Origin of the sequence: Salicola sp. Rm-C-2C1-2 (assembly GCF_040196175.1) — a bacterium.
In the GTDB taxonomy this organism is placed as follows: domain Bacteria; phylum Pseudomonadota; class Gammaproteobacteria; order Pseudomonadales; family Oleiphilaceae; genus Halospina.
Genome location: NZ_JBEFNF010000001.1, coordinates 476,632 through 492,211, shown reverse-complemented (window position 1 = coordinate 492,211; position 15,580 = coordinate 476,632). Strand labels below are relative to the sequence as shown.

The following is a 15,580-nucleotide window of genomic DNA, read 5'->3' as shown; positions in this document are numbered from 1 at the left end:
TGGTCTCCACTTGCTTTATGACAACAGTAGATAGTAATCGCCACGCTCTGCGTGGTACACACAAAAACAATACGCTCCACAGCTTCTCGGGTTCATTCGCGCGTGCGCTCATAGCCGCCTTTCTACTCGCACTGCCCATGCTGGCGCAGGGGAATACCCTCGTGATCTACGGCGACAGCCTGAGCGCGGCCTACGGCATTGAAGAGGAAAACGGCTGGGTCAGCCTTTTGCAGGAGCGCATCGCCAAGCAGGCGCCCACATGGCAAGTGGTCAACGCAAGCATCAGCGGTGAAACCACCGACGGCGGCTTGCGTCGGATCGAGCGGATGCTTGAAACCCAGTCTCCGGATCTGGTCGTCCTGGAACTCGGGGGTAACGACGGGCTCCGCGGCAAGGATCCGTCCGCCATCCGATCCAACCTGGCCCGCATGGTTGAACGCATCCGCAGTGAAGGCGCGCGGGTGCTTCTGGTGGGCATTGAGATTCCGCCCAACTACGGGCGCGCCTACACCGATGCTTTCCGCAGCCAATACCGGAGGTTGGCAAAAGAGAAAAACCTCACTTTCATACCCTTTCTGCTTGAAAACATCCACAATCGCCAGGGCATGATGCAGGAGGATGGCATTCACCCCACGGCAGAGGCACAACCGCTGATCCGTAACCGCGTCTGGGATGCGCTGCACCCCCTGCTGGAAAAAGCCGACTAGTCCAGCGATTCCAGGAACCGCATGGCGCGCCACTCGGACCAGTACTGGCCGTTACGCTCATCCCCTACAAACCCGACGTGCCCGCCATGGGGCGGCACCTCCAGCTTGAGCTGGCGGTTGTCCATCACCTCCGCATATGGATAGCTGCCCGCGCCCAGAAAGGGATCGTCCGCGGCATTCACAATCAGCGCCGGTACCCGTATTCCACCCATAAAGCGAGTACTTGAGCAGCGATACCAGTAATCCTCAGCATCGCGGAACCCGTGCAGGGGTGCGGTGTAGCGGTCATCGTACTCCGCAAAGGTTTTCATCTGATCCACCCCCTCCAGCGGGATAAGATCCGGGTAGAGCGCCTGTTTGGCCCGGACCTTGGCCCGCAACTCATCCATGAAACGGCTCATGTAGAAACGGTTGGCGGGTCTCGCCAGTTCACGCGCACTGCCGGCCAGATCACAAGGGACAGAGAAAACCACAGCCCCGCGGATGCGTGGATCCAGCAACGCCTGCTGCTGGCCCAGATAAACCAGGGTGACGTTGCCCCCCATGCTGAACCCGCCCAGGGCTACGCTTTCATACGCCAGTGACCAGGCCAGTGCACGCTCCACCACCAGCGACAGATCGTCGCTGGAACCACTGTGATAGAAGCACGGCTGGCGGTTCATCTCGCCGCTGCAGGACCGGAAATTCCACGCCAGCACATCCCAGCCATTGGCCAACGCCGCGCGCACCATCCCCAACATATAGGGGCGACGACTGTACCCCTCCAAACCATGACTGAGCACTAGAAGGCGGCTATTACCGCGCTGATACCAATCCAGATCCAGAAAGTCATCATCCGGGGTTTGCAGCCGTTCCGTGGCATCCGGTGCCAGGTCAATCCGGCGGAAAAGCGTGGGCCAGACTGTTTGCAGATGGGGGTTACGAAGCCAGATCGGAGGCTGAAACTGATCAGTACTACCGTTTTTATGCGTCATGGCCAAGAGTGTATCGGCTGGCCCCGCATTACAGGAAGTGCTTTTAAACGCTCATCGGCTGTGAAGCACATCACTCTATTACAAAAAAATCCCCTTTTACCCCCTCTCGAGTCAACATGGTTGCGCTCGTAACAATGACCGCAGCTGTTGCCTGTGCTTGTATAGAATCTGCGCAGTTAGTTGATAACACTAACCTGCCACATAGAACGGTTATTCGACCAACAACAACAAGCACAAGGAAACCGATATGACTTTCCGCAAACAGCGCACAGCCCTTATTACCAGCACAGCATTAGCCGCGACCTTTGCAGCCAGCACCGCAACTGCGGGCCTGTTCGACAGCGTCTTCAGCTGGGGCGACGACCGCGGCTACACCGAAACCGAGCACCCGATCGTTCTTGTGCACGGACTCTCCGGCTTCGACGACCTCTTCGGGATCGTTGACTATTTCAATGGTGTTCCCGGCGCACTGGCCGAGGATGGTGCGGACGTCTACGTTCCCCAGGTCTCGGCAGCGAATGCCACTGCAGTACGTGGCGAGCAGCTGCTGGCTCAGGTTCAGGAAATCGTTGCCACTACAGACGCCGACAAAGTGAACCTGATCGGCCACAGCCATGGTGGACCAACGGTACGCTACGTAGCCGGCGTGGCGCCGGATCTGGTGGCTTCAGCCACCAGCGTAAGCGGCGTCAACTGGGGAACCCCTGTGGCCGACGCCGCGGCCAGTGGTGAGCTCGACGGGCTGGGCGACATTGTGTTCAGCATCGTGGATGGCGTCTCGGGCGCCAATCTGCCGCAGGATACCGGGGCGGCCATTGAATCGCTGAGCACTGACGGCAGTGTGGCCTTTAATCAGGATTTCCCTGCCGGGGTTCCATCCGAATACTGTGGCAATGACGGTGCCCGGGAAGTGAACGGGGTCCGGTATTACTCCTGGGGTGGCAGCGACGTCAAAACCAATCTGGTCGACATCAGCGATTCGCTCCTGGCCGCTACCGGGACCCTGATCGACGAGGCCAATGACGGCCTTGTTCCGGCCTGCAGCATGAAGCTGGGCCAGGTCATCAGCACCGGGTATAAGCTCAACCACCTGGACACAGTGAACCACCTGTTCGGCCTGACCTCGCGCAACGCGGCGGATCCGGTCGAGCTTTACCGCCAGCAGGCCAACCGACTGCAGCAGGCCGGGCTCTGATCCCAGCCTTCCAGAGCACATCCCGGCCCGCCACGGGCCGGGATCAGCGGGGTACTCTGATATGGGCATTAAGCATGGGCTCTGGGCCGGTCTAATCGCCGGCACTGCCACTTTCGGATTCAGCCTTCTCCTGCTGCAGCCGGAAAGCCCGGAAACACCGCGTCCGGAAGGCTCAGTGACCACTGTCAAAGCCACCGGATCAGCGCCGGCTGCTGACGCAAACCGCGAACCGATCCAACCCGAAAGCACGGAGCTGCCCCTGGGAGACACCGTCGAAGGGATCGCCATTGACGGCGCTATCCGCGTGGACATCAATGGGAACCTGGTTTTTGATCGGGACCTGCGTCGTTTCATGGACTTTTTCATCGGTCTTACCCAGTCAGCCGAGGATGAAGCCCTGATGCGGAAACGCATGCGCCAGTCCATGATGGACAAGGACATCCCAGAAGCAATCCGTAAGGACGTCATGGAAGCGCTTGATCGCTATCTGGGTTACCGCAACGCTGCGGCCAATCTGCAAGCGCGGCGCGGCGGATCAAGTCCGGAGCGGATGAGAAGTCTGCTTAAAGAGCTGAAGCAGCTGCGCCGTAGTCATCTCGGGGAGGCCATGGCCAAAGGTTTTTTCGGGCGCGAACAGCAGAGGCTCGAGAACCAGCTGGCCCGCCAGCGGATCCAGTCCAACCCGGACCTCAGTACCGCTGAAAAACGCAATCGCTTAAAGAAACTTGAGAACCAACTTCCGGAACACGTGCAACGTGTGCGGGACCGGTCACGTACCTACACCAATCTGCGGCAACAAACACGCCGGATGCGCGAAGACGGCGCCAGCGATGCCACAATCCATGCTCTGCGCACGCGCGAGCTCGGGGCCAAGGCAGCCAATCAACTGGCGAAGCTGGATGATAGGCGCGGGCAGTGGGAGCGCCAGCTGAAACGCTACCAGCAACGTAAAAAGCGCCTCCTGAACAATAACAATCTGACCAACGCCGACCGACAGCAGGCAATCGAGAAGCTGCGCACGGAACTGTTCGATTCCGATGCGGAACGCCGCCGTGCCAAAGCGCTAACCCGGATTGACGCCTCCAGGCAGGATGGGTAATATTCTCCCTCTTTCGACGTTCCCCGATAGCTCAGTTGGTAGAGCACCTGACTGTTAATCAGGTTGTCGCTGGTTCGAGCCCAGCTCGGGGAGCCAATCTTCAGCCCAGAACGCCTGGGAGCTTGGTCAGATCACTGATGACCGCATTGGGCTCAATGCCCCAATCCTCAAACACCATGCCCGGATCACGTTTCACCCAGACCGCCATCAGTCCTGCGGCACGAGCCCCGATCACATCCCAGCTGTTGCTGGAGACCAGGCACAGCGGCGAATCAAACGCTCCCGTGGCACGGCGTGCATAGGCGTACACCGCTGGGTCCGGCTTGAAGCTACGGATATCATCCACGGACACCACGCCGTCCAGATGCTCACTCAACCCATCATGCCCCAGCAGTTTCTCCAGGGCTGGATAGGTGCCATTTGAGAACGCGAAGCGAGGATAACCGGCGGCGGCTTTGAGCCCTTCCAGCGCATCCGGGAATGCCGGCAGCGTCAGGTAAAGCTGGATCAGAGCGTCTTCCCGATCCGGTGGCAGGGCCAGCCCATGGAGCCGGAAGACGGTCCGCAGAGCCTGACGAGTGCAGGTACCAAAGTCCTCGTAATACCGCATCAGGCCCCGCCGAAAGGCGTACTCAACCTGCTTTTCCCGCCAGTGGCGGCATAACGCTTCCGCCGAATCCCCGGCGTCCTCCCGAAGATAAAACACCATGCCCGACGGATCCACAAGCGTGCCGTACACATCGAATGCCAGGGTCAAAGTCATTGCCGCCTCTCTCAGTCCCAGAGACTGTCCAGTCCAAAATAACGACGCAGCACGCGGTAGAGCGCATGCGCATCACGCTCACCAGCCATTTCCCGGATGGAGTGCATGGCCAGCTGGGGAACGCCCACATCAAGCGTACTGACACCGATACCAGCGGCGGTCAGAGGCCCGATGGTGCTGCCACAGCCCATGTCGGAACGGACCACGAAGGTCTGACAGGGAACGCCGAGCTCCCCGCTCAGATGGCGGTAGAGGCCACTGGTCCGCGTACTGCTGGCGTAGCGCTGATTACGGTTGATCTTGATCACTGGCCCCTCATTCATCACTGGGCCGTGGGCGTCGTCGTAGTACTCCGCATAATTCGGATGAATGGCATGGGCGTTATCCACGGACATCATCATGGAGTGGGCCAGCGCCCGATGGCGATCTTCACCTTCCACCCAGCGCTGCAGAACGGACTCCAGAAGAGGGCCCTGGGCGCCCTCAGCCGTCATGCTGCCCACTTCCTCATGATCATTGAACACCGCCAGTGCAGGCTGTGAGCCATCCGACGACAGCAGCGACTGGACCCCGACCCAGCAGCTCAGAAGATTATCCAGCCGCGCCGAGGTGATGAACTCCCCGGCCATGCCCAGCCGGGCCGGCGCTTGGGTATCATAAAGACATATCTCGTGTTCCAGAATCCGGCGCAGACTGATCTCAGGCTGATCGGCCCGCAGCTGCTGCGCCAGAAGCTGACAGAAATCCGTTTCCGGGTGTTCGGCGGTTAACAGGGTAACCGGCGGCAAATGCTGCTGGTTGTTGATGCTGCGGTTGCTGTTCGCTTCCCGGTCCAGATGGATCGCCAGCGAGGGGATAACCGCCACCGGCCGACGGAAGTCCACCAACGTGTCCCGCCTCCGGCCCTGATCATCCTCGTAGGTCACTCGCCCTGCCATTGAAAGATCCCGATCAAACCAGGGATTGAGCAGCGCCCCGCCGTAGACCTCTACACCGAGCTGCAGGCAGCCATTGCGCCGAATCTCGGGATTGGGCTTGATGCGCAGACAGGGACTGTCCGTGTGGGCGCCCATCATGCGCCAGCCCGCTTCCACCGGCGATCGCTGCCCGGTCTGGAACGCCACCAGCGCCGAGCCGTTGCGCACCACGTAATAGCCCTCGCCCGGTTGCAGGGACCAGGCCTCACCCTCATCAAGCTGCCGGAATCCAGCTGCCTCGAGCATGGCAGTCATATTGCCCACGGCATGCCAGGGTGTCGGGGACTGGCCCAGGAACTCGAGCAGCCCCTCATTGAAAGTATTCAGTTCCATTCGGACTCCCGTTTGCATCTCGCCTCAGAAAGTGTGCGGGTTTACCATTGGCTCCCAACAGCATAGCGCAGGATAAAACCCCCATGCGGATTCCTCAGTTTCTCAAATTCGAATACGACGACAACGGCCCCCAGCTGTTTCCCACAGCTGTGGCCTGGTCCTTGAGTGATGGCCGGATCAAATACGTCATCATACGCCCAGAGGACGACTGGCTGGCGGACGACCTGGACGAGCGCCTCCTGGACGACGAGTTCTTCCGGGAAAAGGGCGCAGCGCCAGTGGATGTGTTACGCGAGATGAACGAAGATCTGGGCGAGACCACCGTCTTCTCGGACGGACTGGACCCGGATGACCAGCTGCTGGACTTTCTATGTGAGGCGCTGGGTATCCAGGCCGGATTCGAGCTTGCACCCATGACCGCACTGCTTCATCACGAGAGCTTTGAAAGCCTCAATGACCGTTACCAGGACATTATCCAACGCGAAACTCTGGACGCCACCGTAGCGGAGAACGCCGTCTATGCCCAGCTTCTGCTGGCTCGGGAAGAGGGACTGACCGATCCGGATTCATCCGGCTGAACACGGACTTTGTGACCGGTTTCGACGACAGCACGCTCCAGGTGGGCGACAATCACCGGCAATTCAGCGCCACGGATACACCAGCCTATGCGCCGCATTGCCGTTCTTCTGATTGTTTCAGCACTTCTGGTTGCCAGCCTGCCGGGCCTGGCTCAGCAGCGACAGAAACGCCCCCAGCAGCAGGAAGCCGACAGCAAGGCTGGTGAGTACTATCTCGGCGTAACCGGCTCCCATTTCCGACACAAAAAACTCAGTGATGGCAACGGTAAGGCAACCGTGACCACCACTGGCGTTGTGTTCGGGAAATTCCTGAATGACCACGTCAAGGTTGAGGCAAGAGGGGGCGCCGCGCCCTCGCCGGAAGAGGAAACCGCCAATCTGGAGCTGGACATCGACTATTACGCCAGTGCCTACATCGGCGTCTATTACCACTGGACGATGTTCTCCCGCGCCTATGCGCAGTTCGGCATGAGCCATGTGGAGACCACCGCCACGCGCACCAGTGAGGATGACGACGGCAATGTGACCGTCACAGAAGACTCTTACCTCGAGACCAGCCTCAGCCGGAGCTGGCTGGTGGGTACGGATGTGGATTTCATCGGCAATTCCAGTGTGTTCGTGGAGTACGGGCAACTGCACCAGGACACGACCAGCCACATCCGCATCCGGCAGTGGAACCTCGGCCTGCGGCTGGACTTCTGATCAGAAGACCGTCTCAGCGGCCACGCCGTTCACACGATACCGCATCCGCCTCAATCCCAAGCACTTGCGGCGCAACCGCCAGCACCTCGGCAAGCCGCTGCCGTGCGTTTTTCTCCGGCACTGAGGCCGGTGGCGCGTACTCGCGAATGGCCAGATGATGTCCGGTCTGGGTGATACGCACCGCGTATTCCGGTATATCCGCGTCATAAAGGCAGTGAGCCTGCTCCGGCGTCTTGTTGATCCGCCGCCGAAGGTGGCGCCGATTCTTGCGCAGACGATTCGCAAGCATGGCCGCCCGCTCTTCATTGTAAATTTCCGGCTCCGGGATGCCGGTGCGCAACTCCTCCAGTGACTGTTGTGGCTGACGGAAATCGCTCTCCTGAATCTCGAAAAGCAGCAGCGTGGTCTCCAGTGAGCCGTTGTAGAACCGGTATTGGCGCCGCGCACGCACCCCCAGTTGATGCCCCAGTTCCGGCTCCGCCAAAAGCAGCCCCAGGTGCCACCCCTCTGCCTCGTTGCGCAGCCGTTCTCCGAAGACCCGGAATAGCTCAGCGGCCCGTTCGCGGGTTTCCAGCCGATTCCCGTAGGGCGGATTAGTGAGGATGAGGCCGGTATTGACCTTGTCCGGTATGCGCCAGTCAGCCACGTCACACTTCTCCACATGAATGCGATCACTGAAACCGGCGCGCTCAATATTGCGCCAGGCTACAGCCACCACCTGCTTATCCACATCGGTGCCACGGAATTGGATCCGGCTGGTTGCGAGCCCCTGCCTGCGGCGTTCATGGGCCTCGGCTCTCTGTTCCGGCCACCCTGAGGTTGCGGATTGCGGCCAGCGCTCAAAGGCGAAGTCCCGATAAAGGCCAGGCGCCGTGTCCGTGGCCATCATGGCAGCTTCAATCAGGATCGTGCCGGAACCGCAGAAAGGATCAGCGAGATCGCCGCCAGCCCTCATTTTCTCAGGCCAACCGGCCCGGTGCAGCAAGCCGGCAGCCAGCGTCTCGCGCAGCGGTGCCTCGCCGGCTTCCGTCCGGTAACCGCGCTGATGCAGACCCTCGCCAGCCATATCCAACCCCAGCTCAAGCTGCCCATTGCGCAACCGCGCCCTTATTGGAAGGTCCGGATCGCTGGGTGTCATCACCGGCTCCGGTACGCTCCTGGCACGAACCCGCTCCATCAATCCGTCCTTGACGCACTGGGCGCCAAACCGCGGGCTGAGAATGTCACCATAGGTGCCCTGAAAGCGGACCCGGAAACTCATGCCGGCATCCAGCCATTGCTCCCACGGGACAGCTGCAGCCGCCTCGCGAACCGTATCGGCGCTGTCGGCTTGCGCCCGCGTCAGGTGCAGAATCACGCGACTCGCCAGCCTTGACCAGAGACAGATGTGGCGGGCGCCGGCCATATCCGTACGGACCCAGAGGCCGGCGGATGCGCGACCGCTGACTTCATGGCCGAGGGCCGCCACTTCATCTGCCAGCAGCTCAATCAGACCCCATGAGGCGGTTACAAAAAAATCATTCATCTTCAATCCAACGGTTTCAACGGTTGATGCCTGTCACAGCAGGCTTATTGCCTTCACTAATCATAACCCCGGGCATGATTAGCTTTTTCTGGGTATACACTGCGCAGATTTTGCGCTTTACTGATTATGACGCGTCAATGACACCGCCTGTTAAAAACAGACGGAAAGGGCCCTGAATGGATCGATCCATTCGCCAACGCCCTTGAGCGGATCACTGCCGGTTTCACGCTGCTGGCGGCCCGTGATGGGTGCTCAAACAAGTGTGGCGAATTCGTGCGCACGCTCAAGACCGACATGACCACATGAGGTAGAGAGCATGAAAAAACAGAAGCGAGACATGTCAGCCCGCGCCTACAAACGCGGTTACATGGCAGGTTTATCCGGAAAGTCCAAAGAAATCTGTCCATTGGATAAACCGGAAACCCGACAGGAATGGTTGAACGGGTGGCGAGAAGGTCGGGAAGACCACTGGAGCGGACTGACACAGGGTGTCTCCTCAATACACAGAATGCCGTACCTAACAGCGTGAAGCGACCGCCGCGAGGCGGCCACCCTTGAAAAAAACCGGAAAGAACTGAACGCCATCACCTGGTGGCGGCAGCCCAGGGGGCTACCCGCCCCCTACCCCAGACAGAGTAGTGATCTCTGACAGCATGAAAAGGGGACCACCCGTCCCCCACCGGGCCCGCAGGACGGGCCCGTTTATAGTCAATGCTGCGACGCCCCTTCAACGGCTCGAACCGAGTCCGCTACCAGTCCCGGCCCACGATAGATCAACCCGGAATACAGCTGAACCGCCGAAGCCCCAGCCCGGAGCTTCGCCAGCGCTGCCGCGCCACTGGTAATACCGCCCACCCCAATGATCGGGACATCCGCCCCCAGCGTCGCCCGAAGCTGACGGATGACAGCTGTGGAGGGCTCTGACAGAGGGCGGCCACTCAGCCCACCCGTTTCCTCGCCCAGAGGATCCCGTACCACAGCCGAATGATCGATCGTGGTGTTGGTGGCAATAACACCGTCCATCCCCACCTCGCGCAGCGTCTCCGCCATAAAGCGAATGGCGGATTCGTCCATGTCTGGTGCCACCTTTACGGCGATGGGCACGTAATGGCCCTTGGACTCCGTCAGCGCAAGCTGCTTTTCCCGGATACCCGCCAGCAACGAACGCAGCGCTTCGCCGTGCTGTAGATCCCTGAGACCAGGCGTATTGGGCGAGGAGACATTGATCGTGAGGTAGTCCGCCAGCGGCCACATGCGTTCAATACCGACCAGATAGTCCTGCAGCGCAGACTCCGCCGGCGTATCCTTATTGCGACCCACATTGATGCCCAGTACACCGTCATAGCGGCTGGCCCGGATATTGGCAGCCATGGCCTCCAGACCCTGATTGTTGAACCCCATACGGTTGATGATTGCCTCATGCTCCGGAAGCCGGAACAGTCGGGGCTTCGGATTACCCGCCTGGGCACGCGGCGTGACGGTTCCGATTTCCAGAAATCCGAAACCCAGAGCACCCAGCGCATCAATGTAACGCCCATCCTTATCCAGCCCCGCAGCCAACCCAACGGGATTCGGCAGGCTCAGTCCCATCACCTCCACAGGCCTGGCAGCCGGGGCCGGCCAAAGACGTTCAAGCAGACCGGTTCTGGCCACAGTCCGCGCCGCCTCCAGCGCCAACCAATGAGCTGTTTCAGGTGGAAGCCGGAAGGAAAGAGATCTCAGGGCCTTGTACATGGATTGATCACCGGAATGGAACGTTGCGATGGAACCAACAGTGTACAGGAAAGAGCAGCAAGGCCGTTAAACACTTTGGGTGGCAGTGCGATGACGTTTCCATGACCTTTTCCACGAAATCTGTGGAAAACTCTGTGAACTTTTTTGTGGCAAACCGCCAGACCGCCTGCCAATGGCGGAGCTCTGCAGATTGTACATTTTTTAACCAAACTTTTTTGTACTATTTTTCAGTAACTTACAGAACTGCAAAAGCTAAGTTCCGCTATTGACGGCATTTTACGAAAATCACGGTTCAGCACCGTTTCTGTGCATAAAATAAACCCTTTCCTTGCCATTGAAAGATGAAAAGGTTGGCCGTACCGTTTACACTGCGCCCTGTCCACGGCTGCCGTGTCCGGGTTACCCTGTGTGCGCCCTAAGAAAGCAGTGCAGTTTATGAATGCATCTGAAGAAACAACCCTTGACCATGCGCCCGAGAGCGAACTCCAGTCCGCACGCCGGGTAACCCTGGTCGGGCTTGTATTGGATGCCCTTCTGGGCGTTGTAAAGGTCATCATTGGCTTCTTCTACAACTCCTATGCCCTGATCGCCGACGGTGTCCACTCCTTTTCAGATGTGGCCTCTGACATCATGGTGCTGGTGCTGTTCCGCATCTCCCGTGAAGAACCCGACGAAGATCACCCCTACGGCCACGAACGCTTTGAAACACTGGGCGCCGTCATCCTGGGCAGCGCCCTCATCGCCCTCGCCGGCGCGCTTGCATGGGAAGCCGTACAGCGGGTAGCGAGCACGCAACTGGGCGTACCCGGCTGGCCGGTGCTGGTGGTAGCCGCCGCCGCCGTTCTCGGCAAGGAATGGATCTACCATTACACCCTCAGAGTAGGCCGCTCCATACGCTCGGATCTACTGGTCGCCAACGCCTGGCACAGCCGCACCGACGCGTTCTCCTCCATTGTCGTCATGCTCGGTGCTTCCGGCGCCATGCTCGGCTACCCCTGGCTTGACGCTGTCGCCGCCTGCGCCATCGCAGTGATTGTCGCGCGTGTGGGATGGCACCTCGCCTGGGATAACATCAAGGAACTGGTCGATACCGCCATGCCGGTGGAAAAACAGCGGCACCTGCGCGAAATCGCTGAAGCAACCGAGGGCGTACGCTCCGTCAACGCCATCAAGAGCCGCCGTATGGGTTCCGACTTCCTCCTCGACATCCACCTCCAGGTCGACCCGCAAGTAAGCGTCTCCGAAGGCCATGAAATTGGCGTGCGTGCTGAGCACCGTCTGCTTGACGCCGTGCCGGACGTACGCGAGGTCACTTTCCACATCGATGCCGAAGACGAAGCCGTGCAGCAGGATGTACACGCCGCCATCCTGCCGTCACGCAGCGCGGTGGCCAATGAGCTCGAGCAGCGCTGGGACGACCTGATCAACTTCCACAACACCTGCCCGCCGCGGCTCCATTACCTATCGGATGAAGTCTCCGTGGAGCTCTACCTTGAAAGCCGCACGGCCGTGAACGAACAGGCCCGCAACCAGCAGTGCCTGACCTGCCAGCTCAAGTCCCGCACCAGCGATCTGCCCTGGATTGGCGACATCCGCATCTGGTACGCCGATGAGTTCCGCACCGGGCCGAATCAGAATTGAGTTCCTGGCCTGAGCCAAGAACTCAGCCATACCGCAGAGCCGCCTCCTTCAACTTGTTCGCCTCATCCCTGAGCCGAGCCGCCTTCTCAAACTCCAGATTGGAAGCCGCTTTGTACATCTCATCCTCGAGCCGGTCGATCTCCTTCAGCATCTGATCCGCATCCTTGCCCTGAACCTCCGCCGCATAATCCGACGACGACTCAGCCACCTCACGGCCACCCTCAGCGTGCTTATGCTGGCCCTGAGCGCCCTCCATGATATCGGCCACTTTCTTATTCAGCCCCGTCGGCGTGATGCCATGCGCCTCATTGTGAGCCATCTGCCTCTCACGCCGGCGCTCCGTCTCGTCCATCGCCCGGCGCATTGACCCCGTCTCACGGTCCGCATAAAGAATCGCCTTACCATGAATATTGCGGGCCGCACGCCCCATCGTCTGGATCAGCGACCGGTCCGAGCGCAGGAAGCCCTCCTTGTCCGCGTCCAGGATCGCCACCAGCGAGACCTCCGGCATATCCAGGCCCTCGCGCAGCAGGTTGATGCCCACCAGTACATCAAACACACCCCGGCGCAGATCACGCACAATCTCCACACGTTCGACCGTGTCCACATCCGAGTGCAGGTAGCGCACCCGCACACTGTGCTCTTCCAGAAAATCCGTCAGGTCCTCCGCCATGCGCTTGGTCATGGTCGTCACTAACACCCGCTCATCGGCCTCAGCACAACGCCGGACCTCCGACAGCAGATCGTCTACCTGGGTCGAAGCGGGGCGCACCTCGATCTCCGGATCCACAAGGCCCGTAGGCCGCACCACCTGCTCAACCACCTGCCCAGCATGCTCTTCTTCGTACTTGGCCGGCGTTGCCGACACAAACACCATCTGCGGCGCCATGCGCTCCCACTCATCAAAACGCATGGGGCGGTTATCAAGCGCCGACGGTAGCCGGAAGCCGTACTCCACGAGCGTTTCCTTGCGCGAGCGGTCGCCCTTGTACATACCGCCGATCTGCGGAATGGTCACGTGGGACTCGTCGATCATCAGCAGGGCGTTATCCGGCAGGTAATCGAAGAGCGTGGGCGGCGCCTCGCCTGGCTGACGCCCGGAAAGATAGCGCGAGTAGTTCTCGATGCCATTGCAGTAGCCCAGCTCCAGCATCATCTCCATATCGTAACGGGTGCGCTCTTCCAGGCGCTGGGCCTCCAGCAGCTTGTTGTTGTCACGCAGCTGCTTCAGGCGCTCCTCCAGCTCTTCCTTGATCGCATCAACCGCGTTCAGGATCTTCTCACGCGGCGTCACATAGTGCGTCTTGGGGTAGACGGTTACACGAGGGAGGCGCTGGATGATCTCCCCCGTCAACGGGTCAAACCAGGCGATATTCTCCACCTCGTCGTCGAACAGTTCGATGCGAACCGCCTGATCCTCGGATTCCGCTGGGAAGACATCGATCACCTCGCCACGCACCCGATAATTGCCACGCTGCAGCTCGGTGTCATTGCGCGTGTACTGGAGCTCCGCCAGGCGCCGTACAATATCGCGCTGATCCACCTGCTCGCCCCGCGTCACGTGCAGGATCATGCGTAGGTAGGACTCCGGATCACCCAGACCATAGATGGAGGAAACCGTTGATACGATGATGGCGTCCGGGCGCTCCAGCAGCGCCTTGGTGGCGGAGAGCCGCATCTGCTCAATGTGCTCATTCACCGAGGCATCCTTCTCAATGAAGGTATCCGAGGCCGGCACGTAGGCCTCCGGCTGGTAATAGTCGTAATAGGAGACGAAGTACTCCACAGCGTTGTCCGGAAAGAAATCGCGGAACTCGCCATAGAGCTGCGCCGCCAGTGTCTTGTTATGCGCCATGATGATGGTTGGGCGCTGAATCTGCTCAATCACCTTGGCCATGGTGAACGTCTTGCCGGAGCCGGTGACGCCCAGCAGCGTCTGATGCATCAGGCCGTCATGAACGCCCTCCACCAGCTTCTCAATCGCCTGGGGCTGGTCACCGGAGGGCTCAAAATCCGAGGCCACACGGAACGTCAGGTCCTCTTTCGACATAGTATTACGGTCTCTTCCGGATCCGGGAATCGCACATGGCAGGAGAGCTCATGCTATCATGTACACGACATTATTCCGGCACATCGACTTTTCAACAGGAGTCCGACTTGAGCGCGCAACTATCCAACCGCGTCCAGCAGATCAAGCCCTCGCCTACCCTCGCGATCACCAGCAAGGCCGCCGAGCTGCGCGCCGCCGGCCAGGACATCATTGGCCTTGGCGCCGGTGAGCCTGATTTTGATACGCCTGAACACATCAAACAGGCGGCGGTAGACGCGCTCAATGCCGGCAGGACCAAGTACACTCCAGTAGATGGCACACCGGAACTCAAGGATGCCATCATCGAAAAGTTCCAACGGGATAATGATCTGGCTTACGAGCGCAACCAGATCCTGGTTTCCTGCGGCGGCAAGCAGAGCTTTTTCAACCTGGCCCTGGCCCTTCTCAATCCGGGGGATGAGGTCATCATTCAGGCACCCTACTGGGTTTCCTACCCGGATATGGTCAAGGTCGCCGAGGGCACTCCGGTCATTCTGGAGAGCAGCGCCCAAACCGCTTTCAAGGTTAGCGCCGAGCAGATCCGGAATGCGCTCACCGAGCGCACCCGCCTGGTCGTGCTCAACAGCCCGTCCAACCCCAGTGGCAAGGCCTACAGCCGGGACGAACTGGCTGCCATCGGCGAGGTTCTGGAGGAACGCCCGGACGTCATGATCGCCACTGACGATATGTACGAACACATCCTCTGGAACGGGGAATTCGTTAACATCGTTAACGCCACGCCCTCGCTGAAGGACCGCACATTCGTCCTCAACGGCGTTTCCAAGGCCTACTCCATGACCGGCTGGCGCATCGGCTACGCCGCCGGCCCCGCCGAGGTGATCGGCGCCATGAAAAAAATCCAGTCCCAGAGCACCTCCAACCCGGCCTCCATCTCCCAGGCTGCGGCGACGGCGGCCCTGAACGGCCCGCAGGACTGTGTGGGCGAGATGCTCAAAGCCTTCCGCGAGCGCCACGACTATGTGGTCAATGCCCTGAACCAACTGCCCGGCGTGGAATGCATTGAAAGCGACGGCACCTTCTATGCCTTCCCGGGCTTCCAAGGCGCTATTGAGGCAACGCCCGGCGTCAGCAACGACCAGGAACTCGCCGAACATCTGCTCCAGGAAGCGGGCGTCGCCCTGGTGCCCGGCTCCGCCTTCGGCACACCCGGTCATATGCGCCTGAGCTTCGCAACCAGCATGGAAAACCTTGAAAACGCCATCGAGCGGCTCGGGAAGGTTCTTAAGACTTGACGAAGGGGCC

At 60.0% G+C, this 15,580-nt stretch carries 14 protein-coding genes and 1 tRNA gene; 9 read left to right on the top strand and 6 right to left on the bottom strand.

The genetic code is table 11. The features are described from left to right. Positions 1 to 17: 17 nt before the first annotated feature. Complete coding sequence (locus tag AAF659_RS02235; RefSeq protein WP_349750066.1) at positions 18 to 707, top strand: arylesterase; 690 nt, start codon at positions 18 to 20, stop codon at positions 705 to 707. Here AAF659_RS02235 and AAF659_RS02230 read toward each other — a convergent pair. Beyond that, entirely contained in the window at positions 704 to 1,681 is a 978-nt protein-coding gene (locus AAF659_RS02230; protein ID WP_349750065.1) for a YheT family hydrolase, read from the bottom strand. The two genes, AAF659_RS02235 and AAF659_RS02230, sit on opposite strands and share 4 nt — an antisense overlap. Before the next feature lie 247 nt (positions 1,682 to 1,928). Between AAF659_RS02230 and AAF659_RS02225 the strand changes: the two genes are divergently transcribed. From AAF659_RS02225 to AAF659_RS02215, 3 genes are all read left to right on the top strand, one after another. Continuing rightward, on the top strand, positions 1,929 to 2,876 hold the full coding sequence (locus tag AAF659_RS02225; RefSeq protein WP_349750064.1) for an esterase/lipase family protein: 948 nt from the start codon (positions 1,929 to 1,931) through the stop codon (positions 2,874 to 2,876). A gap of 61 nt (positions 2,877 to 2,937) precedes the next feature. Then, positions 2,938 to 3,975 carry a lipase secretion chaperone gene (locus tag AAF659_RS02220; protein ID WP_349750063.1) on the top strand — a complete coding sequence of 346 codons (1,038 nt, stop codon included), beginning with the start codon at positions 2,938 to 2,940 and terminating at the stop codon, positions 3,973 to 3,975. A gap of 20 nt (positions 3,976 to 3,995) precedes the next feature. Beyond that, positions 3,996 to 4,071: transfer RNA gene (locus AAF659_RS02215), tRNA-Asn, on the top strand. A gap of 4 nt (positions 4,072 to 4,075) precedes the next feature. On the opposite strand, the gene AAF659_RS02210 is transcribed toward AAF659_RS02215, so the two are convergent. After that, positions 4,076 to 4,738 carry a haloacid dehalogenase type II gene (locus tag AAF659_RS02210; RefSeq protein WP_349750062.1) on the bottom strand — a complete coding sequence of 221 codons (663 nt, stop codon included), beginning with the start codon at positions 4,736 to 4,738 and terminating at the stop codon, positions 4,076 to 4,078. Between the two features lie 11 nt (positions 4,739 to 4,749). Beyond that, positions 4,750 to 6,048, bottom strand: a complete 1,299-nt coding sequence (locus AAF659_RS02205; RefSeq protein ID WP_349750061.1) for a M18 family aminopeptidase — start codon at positions 6,046 to 6,048, stop codon at positions 4,750 to 4,752. 83 nt (positions 6,049 to 6,131) lie between these two features. Between AAF659_RS02205 and AAF659_RS02200 the strand changes: the two genes are divergently transcribed. Next, positions 6,132 to 6,626, top strand: a complete 495-nt coding sequence (locus AAF659_RS02200) for a hypothetical protein (protein WP_349750060.1) — start codon at positions 6,132 to 6,134, stop codon at positions 6,624 to 6,626. Between the two features lie 87 nt (positions 6,627 to 6,713). Next, on the top strand, positions 6,714 to 7,328 hold the full coding sequence (locus AAF659_RS02195) for an outer membrane beta-barrel protein (RefSeq protein WP_349750059.1): 615 nt from the start codon (positions 6,714 to 6,716) through the stop codon (positions 7,326 to 7,328). Positions 7,329 to 7,341: 13 nt separating this feature from the next. On the opposite strand, the gene rlmKL is transcribed toward AAF659_RS02195, so the two are convergent. Next, complete coding sequence (gene rlmKL / locus AAF659_RS02190) at positions 7,342 to 8,853, bottom strand: bifunctional 23S rRNA (guanine(2069)-N(7))-methyltransferase RlmK/23S rRNA (guanine(2445)-N(2))-methyltransferase RlmL (RefSeq protein ID WP_349750058.1); 1,512 nt, start codon at positions 8,851 to 8,853, stop codon at positions 7,342 to 7,344. 316 nt (positions 8,854 to 9,169) lie between these two features. On the opposite strand from rlmKL, the gene rmf reads away from it, so the two are divergent. Next, positions 9,170 to 9,382 (top strand): ribosome modulation factor, encoded by a 213-nt coding sequence (rmf, locus tag AAF659_RS02185; RefSeq protein WP_349750057.1) that lies wholly within the window; start codon positions 9,170 to 9,172, stop codon positions 9,380 to 9,382. Between the two features lie 179 nt (positions 9,383 to 9,561). On the opposite strand, the gene AAF659_RS02180 is transcribed toward rmf, so the two are convergent. Further along, complete coding sequence (locus AAF659_RS02180; protein WP_349750056.1) at positions 9,562 to 10,587, bottom strand: quinone-dependent dihydroorotate dehydrogenase; 1,026 nt, start codon at positions 10,585 to 10,587, stop codon at positions 9,562 to 9,564. A gap of 435 nt (positions 10,588 to 11,022) precedes the next feature. On the opposite strand from AAF659_RS02180, the gene AAF659_RS02175 reads away from it, so the two are divergent. Next, positions 11,023 to 12,228, top strand: coding sequence for a cation diffusion facilitator family transporter (locus AAF659_RS02175; protein ID WP_349750055.1), 1,206 nt, complete (start codon positions 11,023 to 11,025; stop codon positions 12,226 to 12,228). A gap of 22 nt (positions 12,229 to 12,250) precedes the next feature. On the opposite strand, the gene uvrB is transcribed toward AAF659_RS02175, so the two are convergent. Then, positions 12,251 to 14,278, bottom strand: coding sequence for an excinuclease ABC subunit UvrB (gene uvrB / locus AAF659_RS02170; RefSeq protein WP_349750054.1), 2,028 nt, complete (start codon positions 14,276 to 14,278; stop codon positions 12,251 to 12,253). A gap of 107 nt (positions 14,279 to 14,385) precedes the next feature. Between uvrB and AAF659_RS02165 the strand changes: the two genes are divergently transcribed. Then, on the top strand, positions 14,386 to 15,570 hold the full coding sequence (locus AAF659_RS02165) for a pyridoxal phosphate-dependent aminotransferase (RefSeq protein WP_349750053.1): 1,185 nt from the start codon (positions 14,386 to 14,388) through the stop codon (positions 15,568 to 15,570). Positions 15,571 to 15,580 lie beyond the last annotated feature (10 nt).

What these genes read in the sequence shown, in the direction of transcription:
- AAF659_RS02235 (WP_349750066.1), top strand. Translation starts at nt 18, where the DNA reads ATGACAACAGTAGATAGTAATCGCCACGCTCTGCGTGGTACACACAAA.
- AAF659_RS02230 (WP_349750065.1), bottom strand. Translation starts at nt 1,681, where the DNA reads ATGACGCATAAAAACGGTAGTACTGATCAGTTTCAGCCTCCGATCTGG.
- AAF659_RS02225 (WP_349750064.1), top strand. Translation starts at nt 1,929, where the DNA reads ATGACTTTCCGCAAACAGCGCACAGCCCTTATTACCAGCACAGCATTA.
- AAF659_RS02220 (WP_349750063.1), top strand. Translation starts at nt 2,938, where the DNA reads ATGGGCATTAAGCATGGGCTCTGGGCCGGTCTAATCGCCGGCACTGCC.
- AAF659_RS02210 (WP_349750062.1), bottom strand. Translation starts at nt 4,738, where the DNA reads ATGACTTTGACCCTGGCATTCGATGTGTACGGCACGCTTGTGGATCCG.
- AAF659_RS02205 (WP_349750061.1), bottom strand. Translation starts at nt 6,048, where the DNA reads ATGGAACTGAATACTTTCAATGAGGGGCTGCTCGAGTTCCTGGGCCAG.
- AAF659_RS02200 (WP_349750060.1), top strand. Translation starts at nt 6,132, where the DNA reads ATGCGGATTCCTCAGTTTCTCAAATTCGAATACGACGACAACGGCCCC.
- AAF659_RS02195 (WP_349750059.1), top strand. Translation starts at nt 6,714, where the DNA reads ATGCGCCGCATTGCCGTTCTTCTGATTGTTTCAGCACTTCTGGTTGCC.
- rlmKL (WP_349750058.1), bottom strand. Translation starts at nt 8,853, where the DNA reads ATGAATGATTTTTTTGTAACCGCCTCATGGGGTCTGATTGAGCTGCTG.
- rmf (WP_349750057.1), top strand. Translation starts at nt 9,170, where the DNA reads ATGAAAAAACAGAAGCGAGACATGTCAGCCCGCGCCTACAAACGCGGT.
- AAF659_RS02180 (WP_349750056.1), bottom strand. Translation starts at nt 10,587, where the DNA reads ATGTACAAGGCCCTGAGATCTCTTTCCTTCCGGCTTCCACCTGAAACA.
- AAF659_RS02175 (WP_349750055.1), top strand. Translation starts at nt 11,023, where the DNA reads ATGAATGCATCTGAAGAAACAACCCTTGACCATGCGCCCGAGAGCGAA.
- uvrB (WP_349750054.1), bottom strand. Translation starts at nt 14,278, where the DNA reads ATGTCGAAAGAGGACCTGACGTTCCGTGTGGCCTCGGATTTTGAGCCC.